An 11,604-nucleotide genomic window follows, 5' to 3' on the forward strand; every position below is an offset into this window, starting at 1 on the left:
CCTACTCTTCCTTCTCAACGATATCCATATTTGATTATTTTATCATATGGGCAAAATAGAAATTTGTTAACTATAAATGCTTTCTAAACGAGCTAAAACTGTTTCTTTCCCTAAAAGAGAAATAGCTTTTGGAAGCTCAGGACCGTGTGTTTCGCCTGTTGTTGCTACACGAATTGGCATAAATAGTTTTTTACCTTTTTGACCTGTTGCTTTTTGTACAGCCTTTGTTGCTGCCTTAATTTCATCAGCGCTGAATTCTTCTAAGGAAGAAATCTCTTCAGCAAATGCTTTTAACACTTCCGGTACTTGCTCTTCAGCAAGCACTGCTTTTGCTTCTTCACTGTAATCAATTTCTTTCTTAAAGAACATTTCAGTAAGTTCAACAATCTCGGCGCCAAAGCTCATTTGTTCTTGGTATAGAGCGACTAGGTCACGTACCCATTGTTCTGTTTCTGCATCGCGCGTTTCTTCAACTTTTCCAGCTTTCACTAAGTGAGGAACTGATAAAGCTACTACCTCGTCTAAATCCAATTGTTTCATGTATTGGTTGTTCATCCAACGTAATTTGCTTGTATCAAATAGTGCTGGAGATTTTGATAAACGAGCTGGGTCAAAAATTTCAATGAACTGTTCTTTAGAGAAGATTTCTTCTTCTCCCACAGGTGACCAGCCAAGCATTGTAATAAAATTAAACAGTGCTTCCGGCAAGTAGCCTAATTCTTTATATTGCTCAATAAACTGAATGATTGACTCATCACGTTTACTTAGCTTACGGCGATTTTCATTTACGATCAATGTCATATGACCAAATACAGGAGGCGTCCAGCCTAAAGCTTCATACACAAGAATTTGCTTCGGTGTATTAGAAATATGGTCATCTCCGCGTAGAACATGTGTCATCTTCATTAGATAATCATCAATGGCTACAGCGTAATTATATGTTGGTGTACCGTCTTTTTTCACAATAACGAAGTCACCAATGCCTTCAGACTCAAATGATACTTCATCTTTGACAATATCATTCCATTTAATTTCTTTGTTACTAGGAACACGGAAGCGAATGCTTGGCTCACGGCCTTCTGCTTCTAGTTCAGCACGCTGTTCAGCTGTTAAGTTACGGCACTTCCCTGAATAGCGCGGCATTTGACTGTTTGCCTGCTGTTCTTCACGCTCTTTTTCAAGCTCTTCTGACGTACAGTAACAGTGATAAGCTAATCCTTTTTCAAGAAGTTCTTCCGTATATTTTTGATAGATTTCCGTACGTTCAGACTGGCGGTAAGGACCGTACTCGCCGCCTACGTCGATACTCTCATCCCATTCAATACCTAACCATTTTAAATAGCGCAGCTGACTTTCTTCTCCGCCTTCGATATTACGCTTTTGATCTGTATCTTCAATACGGATAATAAATTTACCGTTTTGATTTCGTGCAAATAAATAATTAAATAGTGCTGTTCTTGCATTCCCTATATGAAGATGTCCAGTGGGACTCGGGGCATAACGAACTCTTACTTCGCTTGACATAACTAAGATGACCTCCAATTTAATATTACTTATAGTATGTATTTAGATATTTTAGACATGTTCTAATTTTATCACCAAATAGGTATCTGTCAAAGTCAACTGTTTTTATTTTTGATAAACTAAAACGGCTGCTTGGGCGGCAATTCCTTCTTCACGTCCCGTAAAACCTAACTTTTCTGTTGTTGTTGCCTTGACGTTAATTTGAGAAATGCTTGCTTCTAACAGCTGCGCAATACGCTCTCTCATTGGTTCAATGTAAGGAGCCATTTTAGGTTTTTGCGCGATAATTGTGCAATCTACATTGCTTAATTCATAGCCTTCATCTTTTAGTAGTTTCCATACGTGTTGAAGAAGCTTTGCTGAATCAGCATCTTTAAATTCAGGGTCTGTATCCGGAAAATGCTTTCCGATATCTCCTTTAGCCGCCGCTCCTAATAAGGCATCTGCGATTGTATGCAACAGCACATCTGCATCTGAATGGCCTAATAGTCCTTTTTCATACGGAATTTCTAAACCGCCGATGATTAAAGGTCTTCCTTCTGCAAATTCATGTACGTCGAAACCTTGTCCTACTCGAATGTTCATTTTTCCACTCCTTCAGTCCTGTTTAGCTTTGTTAATATAGCTTCTGCATATAACAAATCTTCTGGTGTTGTTAGTTTTATATTATCGTAATTTCCCTCTACAATCGATACTTTTTGCCCCGCTCTTTCTACTAAGCTTGCATCATCGGTACCTAAGTATTCATTTGTTTTTGCTTTTTCGTGTGCATTCATTACTACATCAAAAAGAAAAGCCTGCGGCGTTTGAATAGCCCACAAGCTAGAGCGCTCAACTGTTTCAATGACAGTACCCTGTTCCACACGCTTAATTGTGTCTTTTACTGGAACAGCCAGCACAGCAGCCTTATCACTAGCAGCTTTTTCTACTAACTCATGGATTGTGTTTTGTTGAACAAATGGACGAGCGCCATCATGAATCAATACCATCTGAGCCTGCTTTAAACTTTTAAGACCGTTATAAACGCTATGTTGACGTTCATCGCCCCCAACTGTCAATGATTGAACCTTTTGAATTGGATATTCGATTAATAACTCTTCAAAAATCTCCACTTCTTTTTCGTTTACGACTAGTACAATTCCACTGCACCAAGGATCTTGTTCGAATTTTTGCAGCGTATGAATGATAAGCGGAACGTTTTGAATAGTTAAAAATTGTTTGTTCCGCCCCGCTTTCATTCGCTTCCCCTGACCTGCAGCTAACACGATAATTTCATACTTCATAGGTATACTCCCTTTACCTGTTACGTCACAGTGCTTTTTCTAATAACTTGGGTTTCGCAAAAATCATACGGCCTGCTGAGGTTTGGAGTACGCTCGTCACCAGTACATCAATTTGCTTTCCAATATAATTTCTTCCTTCTTCTACCACGATCATTGTACCGTCATCAAGATAGGCAATACCTTGATTGTGCTCTTTACCGTCTTTTATAACCAATACGTTCATTTCTTCTCCTGGAAGTACAATTGGCTTGACGGCATTTGCTAAGTCATTGATATTTAAAACGCCAACATTTTGAAGTTCACATACTTTATTTAAATTAAAATCGTTTGTCACGACCAAACCGGAAGTCAGCTTTGCCAATTTAACCAGCTTGCTGTCTACTTCTTGAATGTCTTCGAAATCGCCTTCATAAATTTCTACCTTCATTGCCAGTTCTTTTTGAATACGGTTTAGAATATCTAGACCTCGTCTACCTCTGTTTCGTTTTAGAACATCCGACGAATCAGCAATATGCTGAAGTTCCTCAAGCACAAAGCGCGGAATAACAATCGTTCCGTCTAAAAATCCTGTTTGACAAATATCTGCGATACGGCCGTCAATAATAACGCTTGTATCTAAAATCTTAAGAGACTTTAATGATTCTTCGTTATCTGTTTCTTCTTCTTGTCCTTTTTTCTTCCCAATTCGAGCCGGCATCGAAAACACGCTTACAAGTTCATCACGTTTTTTAAACCCGACTTGAAACCCTAAGTAACCTAAAAGAATACTTAGAAAGATTGGTAAAATGGTACTTACTACTTGAAGTTGAATTCTACCTAAAAAAGCTCCGACCAAGTAGGCCACAATAAGCCCTAAAATCAATCCTAAGCTCCCGAAAAGCACATCCGTTACAGGCGCCTTCAGTAACGCCTCTTCCACTCGGCGAATTAATTCAACTATATAATCAACAATCCAAAACGTGACAAGGAAAAACAAAATGGCTCCCAGTATTGCATCGACGTAAGGCTTTTCTAGAAATGCTACATCTTGCAGACTTAATAATTGAATAAGTTCAGGTATAAAAAAGACGCCCAATGTACCACCTGTAATAATAAAAAATAACTGTACAAAACGTTTTAACACGCCTTCACCTCCCTTTATCATTATAAACAGTTTACAATGATTGAAACCTGTTATTTAACCAAAAAACAGAATTTGTAAACAAACTGTCACTTTTTTTGTATTTTCACAATATCTTAATGAATCAAACATTTTATGTCAATTAATATCCTATAGCTGACGGTTTGTAAGATGCTGCTCTTTTAGTCTTTTTAGGCCTTCTCTGATTTTCCTTGCTCGAATTTCACCGATGCCTTCTACCTCATCCAATTCTTCTACCGACGCATCTGCTATCGTTTTTAAATCCCCTAATTCATCAATGAGATTTTCAATAATAATCGATGGAAGTCTTGGAATTTTATGAAGCATTCGATACCCTCTAGGAATAACGCTGTCTTCAAAGCTTGTATACATAGGATATCCCATTAAGCGAAGGAGCGTTTGGTCATCGAGAAGAACATTATTTGACGGCTGCTGCATGCGTTCAATTACTCGGTAAGGGTCAAAGCTGAGATCATACATATAATCTTTGATTAATAAAGTTGCTTCTTCCTCTAAGTGGGAAAGTAGTTCATTCATTTGGAGACGGATTAGTCTTCCTTCTGTTCCTAACTCGCTAATATAGCTCAAAATTTCATTTTTAATACGCAGAACCATTTCTGTACGATGAAGCGACTGCAGCACATCTGTATGAGTTACTTGCTCTTCAAACTCTAATGCACTGAGACTTGTAATCGATTCGTCTAATACCGCCTTGTACTTTTCAAGTGTCCCAAGCGCTTGATTCGCTTTTGCTAAAATAACACTAATGTCTTTCAATACATACTGCAGAGACCCTTTGTAAAGCGTAATCACATTTCGTCTTTGTGAAATGGCTATCACCAATACACCTGACTGCTTAGCTACGCGCTCTGCTGTACGGTGACGCATTCCTGTCTGTGAAGAAGGAGTAGAGGGATCTGGCATGAGCTGAGCATTAGCAAATAATATCTTGCTTCCGCTGTCGTTTAAAATAAGCGCTCCATCCATTTTGGCTAACTCGTATAAATGCGCAGGTGTAAATGCACAATTAATCGAAAATCCTCCATCTACCATCTTTTTGACTTGTTCATTGTAGCCCATAACAATTAAGCCGCCCGTCTTTGCCCGCAAGACGTTATCGATACCGTCACGAATAGGGGTTCCTGGTGCTACAAACTGCAGAATTTCTGATATTTGTTTTTGACTAACTGTTGTTTTTTCTCCTTCCACTGCTTATCCTCCTAATGTATATTGCAGAGCCTCCGCTACTGTTGATACCCCAATCACATCAATACCATCTGGGACTTTCCATCCTCCTAAATTTTTCTCCGGGATAATAATTCGTTGGAACCCTAATTTTACCGCTTCTTGAACGCGCTGTTCAATTCTAGACACTCGGCGTACTTCACCTGTTAATCCTACCTCTCCTACAATAACATCTGTAGCGCTAGAAGCAGCATCTCTGAAGCTTGAAGCAATGCTAACGGCTACAGCTAAATCGATTGCTGGTTCATCTAATTTCACTCCACCTGCTACTTTTAAATAAGCATCTTGATTCTGCAGCAGCATTCCTACACGCTTTTCTAAGACAGCCATGATAAGCGAAACGCGATTATGATCTACTCCCGTCGCCATTCTTCTAGGGTTTCCAAAGCTCGTTGGACTGATTAGCGCCTGCAGCTCTACTAATACGGGTCTTGTCCCTTCCATTGAAGCGACAACAACCGATCCTGCTGCTCCCTGAGATCGTTCTTCTAGAAAGATTTCAGATGGATTCAATACTTCTTCTAGCCCACTTTCTTTCATTTCAAAAATGCCCATTTCATTTGTAGATCCAAACCGGTTCTTAACCGCTCTTAATATACGATACGTATGATGGCGCTCTCCTTCAAAATAAAGAACCGTATCCACCATATGTTCAAGAAGTCTTGGACCTGCAATGGCCCCTTCTTTCGTTACATGACCCACAATAAAGATGGCAATTCCATTCGTTTTAGCAACACGCATTAGTTCAGCCGTACACTCTCGCACCTGTGAGACGCTTCCTGGCGCTGATGTCACATCAGCATGGTAAATGGTTTGAATTGAATCAATCACCACAAAATCAGGCTGCATACTTGAGATGGCCTCTAGTATTAATTCTAAGTTTGTTTCTGCGTGAACATAAAGCTCTTCAGCTTTTACACCTAGCCTGTCCGCTCTTAACTTCGTTTGTTTGGTTGATTCCTCTCCCGAAATATATAGTACTTTATTTTGTTTCATTGCTAACTGCGCAGAGGTTTGCAAAAGTAAAGTAGACTTTCCGATACCCGGATCTCCCCCTATTAAAACGAGTGACCCTCTGACAATGCCTCCTCCTAATACACGATTTAACTCTGCAGAAGGTGTAAAAATTCGTGGTTCTGTTGTAGATTCAATCGCTGTAATTGACTGAGGTTTTTGAACTTTAGAAGCAGTAGCTCCGGAAAAAGCTCCTCGGCGTGATGATTTCGTTTCTTCCATTTCTTCTACCATAGAATTCCAGCTTCCGCATCCGGGACATTTCCCCATCCATTTTGCTGATTCATATCCGCAATGCTGACATGCAAATTTTGTTTTTCGTTTCGCCATTATGTTATCAATCTCTCCGTTCATTCAATCGATTTCTATCTCTATTGTACACTATTTCCTAAGCTAAAATAAAAAGGGAGGCATACGTGTTTTTTCGTATGCCTCGTCTTGGTTTGAGTAAATTTAGCTGATGCTGCTTGGAGCGGAGGATTTAACAACAAATTCTCCTTTGTCTACATCTAGCGTCACTTTCTGACCTTTTTGAACAACCCCTTTTAGCAGCTCTTCAGATAAACGGTCTTCAATATGTTTTTGAATTGCTCTACGAAGTGGACGAGCACCGTATTCTGGATCAAAACCTTCCTCTGCAATCTTATCAATTGCCTCTTTTGTTAATTCAAGATCAATTTCTTGCTCTTTTAAGCGTTTTGTTAACTGATCCGCCATTAATTTAACGATTTCAGCTAAGTGAGGTTTCTCTAATGAATGGAAGACGATAATTTCATCGATACGGTTTAAGAACTCCGGACGGAACGCGCGCTTCATTTCCGCCATTACTTTTCCTTTCATATCTTTGTAGTCTTGCCCTTCTGCTTCTACTGTGAACCCTAAGTGCTTGCTTCGTTTTAATGTATCAGCACCTACGTTTGATGTCATAATTAAAATCGTATTACGGAAATCAACTGTACGGCCTTTTGAATCTGTTAAGCGTCCATCTTCTAACACTTGTAATAAAATGTTAAATACATCCGGATGCGCTTTTTCAATTTCGTCTAAAAGAACAACTGAGTAAGGTTTTCTTCTTACTTTTTCCGTTAACTGGCCGCCTTCTTCGTATCCAACATACCCTGGAGGTGAACCTACTAAGCGTGAAGTAGAATGTTTCTCCATGTACTCAGACATATCGATACGAATCATTGCATCTTCATCGCCGAAGATTGACTCCGCTAATGCACGTGCAAGCTCTGTTTTACCAACCCCTGTTGGTCCTAAGAAAATGAATGAACCAATTGGACGTTTTGGATCTTTCAAGCCTGCTCTAGCACGGCGCACAGCTTTTGCAACTGCTTTTACCGCTTCTTCTTGCCCAATTACACGAGAGTGAAGAATCTCTTCCATGTTCAGCAGTCTTTCTGTCTCTTCCTGTGCCAGTTTAGAGACCGGTACACCCGTCCAGCTAGATACCACCATCGCAATATCTTCTACGGTTACAGCTGAGTTTTCTTTACCTTGCTGCTCTTTCCAAATTTTCTTTGTGTCTTCTAATTCTTCGCGTAGGCGTTGCTCTGTATCGCGTAAAGATGCTGCTTTTTCAAATTCTTGACTTTGAACAGACGCATCTTTTTCATTGCGTACTGATTCTAATTTTTGCTCTAATTCCTTTAAATTTGGCGGCGTTGTAAATGAACGTAAACGCACTTTTGAACCAGCTTCATCAATTAAATCGATTGCTTTATCTGGTAAGAAACGATCGGAAATGTAGCGATCTGATAGTTTCACCGCTTGCTCGATTGCCTCATCAGAAATAGATACTCGGTGATGCGCTTCATAACGGTCACGAAGCCCTTTTAAGATTTGAATAGACTCTTCCAACGTTGGTTCATCCACTTGAATTGGCTGGAAGCGACGCTCTAACGCTGCATCTTTTTCAATGTACTTTCTGTATTCATCTAAAGTGGTGGCACCGATACACTGAAGTTCTCCACGAGCAAGAGACGGTTTTAAAATATTAGAAGCATCGATAGCTCCTTCTGCGCCACCAGCGCCAATTAATGTGTGTAACTCATCGATAAAGAGAATGATATTACCTGCTTGACGAATTTCATCCATTACTTTCTTCAGGCGATCTTCAAATTCTCCGCGGTATTTTGTACCAGCAACGACCGTTCCCATATCCAAAGTCATAACGCGTTTGTCACGTAAAATTTCTGGAACTTCATTGTTGACGATTTGCTGAGCCAAACCTTCAGCGATTGCCGTTTTACCGACACCTGGCTCCCCAATTAATACAGGATTGTTTTTTGTACGTCGGCTTAACACTTCAATAACACGCTGAATTTCTTTCCCACGTCCGATAACAGGGTCTAAGCTTCCTTCGCGCGCTACAACTGTTAAATCGCGTGCTAAGCTGTCTAGCGTAGGTGTATTGGCATTTGAAGAGCCTCCGCCTTGATGGCTTGAAGCAGCTTCATTGCTACCTAATAAATGAAGCACTTGCTGACGAGCTTTATTTAGGCTGACACCTAAATTATTTAAAACGCGTGCTGCAACGCCTTCACCTTCACGAATTAAGCCTAGTAAGATATGTTCTGTTCCTACATAAGAATGACCAAGCTTTCGGGCTTCGTCCATTGAAAGTTCAATGACTTTTTTCGCTCGAGGTGTATAATGAATGGTCTGCGTTAATTCTTGGCCTCTGCCAATTAATGCTTCCACTTCTTTTTGAATTTTTTCAGTGCTTAGGCCTAGAGCAGAAAGAGCTTTTGCTGCAATTCCTTCACCTTCACGAACGATACCTAATAAAATATGCTCTGTTCCAATGTTGTTGTGACCTAGGCGTAGTGCTTCTTCCTGTGCTAAAGCTAATACTTTTTGTGCGCGCTCTGTAAATCTACCAAACATCATATAATCGTCACCCTCCACGTTTAATTTGTGTTTTTATTTATAGTGAGACGTTCTCGAATTAAGGTGGCTCTTTTAATGTCACGTTCTTGAGGCTTTAGGGGACCTCCCGAATACTTCTGTAAAAAGCCTGGCTGCGTCATAATGATAAGTTCATTCAATATATTTTGACTCAGTCCTTTTATATACCCTAAATCGATTCCTAATCGAACATCTGATAAACATTGTGAAGCTTCTTTTGACTCAATAATACGGCTATTGGCCAATACTCCATATGAACGATACACTCGATCTTCTAACTCTACATGAGATGTTTTAAACAGCGCGTCTCGTGCAGAGTGTTCTTGTGTAATTAACTGCTGTACGACACTATTTAAATCTGCCACAATATCTTCTTCAGATTTCCCTAAGGTTATCTGATTAGAAATTTGAAAGATATTCCCTAAAGCTTCGCTACCTTCTCCATAAATTCCTCTCACCACTAAGCCGAGCTGGTTAATAGCGGGAATAATACGATGAATTTGACGGGTCATCACTAAAGCCGGCAGATGCATCATCACAGATGCACGTAGCCCAGTACCCACATTTGTGGGACAGCTGGTTAAATACCCTCTATTTTCATCAAACGCATAATCTACGTATTTCTCAATCCAATTATCTACTTTATTCGCTGTGCTTAAAGCTTCAGATAATTGAAGGCCTGGAAATAAACATTGTATGCGTAAATGATCTTCTTCATTAACCATAATACTCAAATCTTCTTTTTCTGATAAAAAACAAGCTCCGTTGTTATCTCCTTCAGCCAAGTTAGGACTGATAAGATGCTTTTCAACCAACACTTGCTTTTGAAGAGGCTGTAATTCGTTCATCTTTAGTAAATGCAAATTCCACTGATTTGTGTTCTCACTTTTTTGAAAAACTTGCTCGAATACTCGAACCACTTCAACTGCTTGTTCTTTAGAAAAGAGAGTTGGAAAAAGATAATGAGTTAAATTTCGAGCCAGCCTGATTCGACTGCTTAGAACAATATCTGAATTCGAAGCTTCTTGACGCATCCAAGAGCTAACAGGCTGGGAAAAGAACAAATCCTGGGACATGAATTACGCTTCCTCCTCTCTCGATTCGTTCATCTTCTTTTCTAGTAATCGAATGTGATCTCGGAGTTCGGCTGCTTTCTCAAACTCCTCTTTTTCGATATACTCTTTTAAGTTCAATCTTAATGCCTGTAATTCCTTTTTTAAATGAAGATTACTTGCAATTCTTGCTGGTATTTTTCCATGATGCAGATAATTACCTCCATGCAGCCTCTTCAAGAAAGGAATAAGAGGTCGCTCAAATGTTTTGTAGCAATCTGCACATCCAAACCTGCCGATTTTAGCAAATTTTTGATATGTCATGCCACAAGTAGGACAAGAAAGAACCTCCTGACTTTGTTGCTTATAATTTTCAGTTACTGCTGGATCTAGGTTAAGTAGGCCAGCTAGTAAGTTATTGATTGAAAAACCTTGCTGATTTGAAAAAGAAAATGTATCTCCATTTTCTGAAGCGCATTGTTCACATACATGCATCTCCGTCTTTTCACCATTAATAATTTTTGTGAAGTGAAGAGTTGCAGGTCTCGTTTCACATTGCTGACAAATCATCCTGTCATCACTCCCTGTTCTAAATAAAATAGATCATGAGTTTATCGGTAGCGTAATGAATTAAGCATTGCTTTTAAAAGATTAGCCCTTAGCTCATCACGATAAGGAAGTTCAATATTAATAACTGAACGATTGATAACACTCAACATGATTTTTGCTTCTCGTTCTGTGATGACTTTTTCTTCAACTAACCTAATAATGACGTTTTCAGCACTTACTTGTGAAATTTCATTTTGAATCATCTCAATTACTTGCTGAAACAAATCCGCTGCATCATGCATTTTTACTTTTGCAATACGAATAAAGCCGCCGCCGCCTCGCTTACTTTCTACAAGATAACCTCTCTCAACTGTAAAACGGGTATTGATAACGTAATTAATTTGCGACGGAACGCATTGAAATTTATCAGCAATCTCACTACGCCTTATTTCAACAATTTCTCTTTCACTTAATTCAAGTACTTGTTTTAAATACTGTTCGATAATGTCAGAGATATTTGGCACGCTGCCCCCTCCTTCTGACTTTGACTATATTTGACCTTAATTTAAATATAAAAGGAAACGAAAAAATTTTCAACTATGTACTATTAAAGTTTATTCTTTACTTTTATCGTTGCCACTAAAATTTATTTCAAAACCTGCAAATCGTGAATTTTATTGTTCTTACTATACTTTTTCATAAAACAAATAAATTGTAAACAAAAAAGGACTAGCTAAAATAGCTAGTCCTTTTTCAGGTGCCTGGCAACGTCCTACTCTCACAGGGACAAAGTCCCAACTACCATTGGCGCTAAAGAGCTTAACTTCCGTGTTCGGTATGGGAACGGGTGTGACCTCTTCGCTATCGCCACCAGACAAGAGAT

The 11,604-nt window shown here is 39.3% G+C and carries 10 protein-coding genes, 1 rRNA gene and 1 other annotated feature (1 of these 12 cut by a window edge); all 11 genes read right to left on the bottom strand.

Annotated features, from left to right (window positions below):
• Positions 1-27: a binding site (T-box leader), on the bottom strand (it extends 197 nt beyond the left edge of the window).
• 39 nt (positions 28-66) lie between these two features.
• The 11 genes from gltX to rrf all read right to left on the bottom strand — a co-directional run bounded on the left by gltX (position 67) and on the right by rrf (position 11,596).
• Positions 67-1,524 carry a glutamate--tRNA ligase gene (gltX, locus tag AC4NPH_RS29065; protein ID WP_013054904.1) on the bottom strand — a complete coding sequence of 486 codons (1,458 nt, stop codon included), beginning with the start codon at positions 1,522-1,524 and terminating at the stop codon, positions 67-69.
• Positions 1,525-1,629: 105 nt separating this feature from the next.
• On the bottom strand, positions 1,630-2,109 hold the full coding sequence (gene ispF / locus AC4NPH_RS29070; RefSeq protein ID WP_013054903.1) for a 2-C-methyl-D-erythritol 2,4-cyclodiphosphate synthase: 480 nt from the start codon (positions 2,107-2,109) through the stop codon (positions 1,630-1,632).
• A complete protein-coding gene (ispD, locus tag AC4NPH_RS29075; protein ID WP_029325232.1) occupies positions 2,106-2,807 on the bottom strand; it encodes a 2-C-methyl-D-erythritol 4-phosphate cytidylyltransferase in 702 nt (233 codons plus the stop codon). The genes ispF and ispD overlap by 4 nt, the downstream gene beginning before the upstream one ends.
• A 25-nt stretch (positions 2,808-2,832) precedes the next feature.
• Positions 2,833-3,930, bottom strand: a complete 1,098-nt coding sequence (locus tag AC4NPH_RS29080; protein ID WP_335447077.1) for a PIN/TRAM domain-containing protein — start codon at positions 3,928-3,930, stop codon at positions 2,833-2,835.
• 147 nt (positions 3,931-4,077) lie between these two features.
• Entirely contained in the window at positions 4,078-5,157 is a 1,080-nt protein-coding gene (disA, locus tag AC4NPH_RS29085) for a DNA integrity scanning diadenylate cyclase DisA (protein ID WP_013054900.1), read from the bottom strand.
• A 3-nt stretch (positions 5,158-5,160) separates the two neighbouring features.
• Positions 5,161-6,537, bottom strand: a complete 1,377-nt coding sequence (radA, locus tag AC4NPH_RS29090; RefSeq protein WP_013054899.1) for a DNA repair protein RadA — start codon at positions 6,535-6,537, stop codon at positions 5,161-5,163.
• Between the two features lie 123 nt (positions 6,538-6,660).
• Positions 6,661-9,102 carry an ATP-dependent protease ATP-binding subunit ClpC gene (gene clpC, locus AC4NPH_RS29095; RefSeq protein WP_014462041.1) on the bottom strand — a complete coding sequence of 814 codons (2,442 nt, stop codon included), beginning with the start codon at positions 9,100-9,102 and terminating at the stop codon, positions 6,661-6,663.
• Positions 9,103-9,122: 20 nt separating this feature from the next.
• Positions 9,123-10,196: a protein-arginine kinase McsB gene (gene mcsB / locus AC4NPH_RS29100; RefSeq protein ID WP_013054897.1), complete on the bottom strand. Its 1,074-nt coding sequence runs from the start codon at positions 10,194-10,196 to the stop codon at positions 9,123-9,125.
• 3 nt (positions 10,197-10,199) lie between these two features.
• Positions 10,200-10,742, bottom strand: coding sequence for a protein-arginine kinase activator protein McsA (gene mcsA / locus AC4NPH_RS29105; protein ID WP_013054896.1), 543 nt, complete (start codon positions 10,740-10,742; stop codon positions 10,200-10,202).
• Positions 10,743-10,783: 41 nt separating this feature from the next.
• Entirely contained in the window at positions 10,784-11,245 is a 462-nt protein-coding gene (locus tag AC4NPH_RS29110; RefSeq protein ID WP_013054895.1) for a CtsR family transcriptional regulator, read from the bottom strand.
• Positions 11,246-11,480: 235 nt separating this feature from the next.
• Positions 11,481-11,596: ribosomal RNA gene (rrf, locus tag AC4NPH_RS29115) — 5S ribosomal RNA — on the bottom strand.
• Positions 11,597-11,604: the final 8 nt, after the last annotated feature.

Source organism: Priestia sp. MDV22-iso46, assembly GCF_058629175.1.

What these genes read in the sequence shown, in the direction of transcription:
- clpC (WP_014462041.1), bottom strand. Translation starts at nt 9,102, where the DNA reads ATGATGTTTGGTAGATTTACAGAGCGCGCACAAAAAGTATTAGCTTTA.
- radA (WP_013054899.1), bottom strand. Translation starts at nt 6,537, where the DNA reads ATGGCGAAACGAAAAACAAAATTTGCATGTCAGCATTGCGGATATGAA.
- mcsA (WP_013054896.1), bottom strand. Translation starts at nt 10,742, where the DNA reads ATGATTTGTCAGCAATGTGAAACGAGACCTGCAACTCTTCACTTCACA.
- mcsB (WP_013054897.1), bottom strand. Translation starts at nt 10,196, where the DNA reads ATGTCCCAGGATTTGTTCTTTTCCCAGCCTGTTAGCTCTTGGATGCGT.
- ispF (WP_013054903.1), bottom strand. Translation starts at nt 2,109, where the DNA reads ATGAACATTCGAGTAGGACAAGGTTTCGACGTACATGAATTTGCAGAA.
- ispD (WP_029325232.1), bottom strand. Translation starts at nt 2,807, where the DNA reads ATGAAGTATGAAATTATCGTGTTAGCTGCAGGTCAGGGGAAGCGAATG.
- gltX (WP_013054904.1), bottom strand. Translation starts at nt 1,524, where the DNA reads ATGTCAAGCGAAGTAAGAGTTCGTTATGCCCCGAGTCCCACTGGACAT.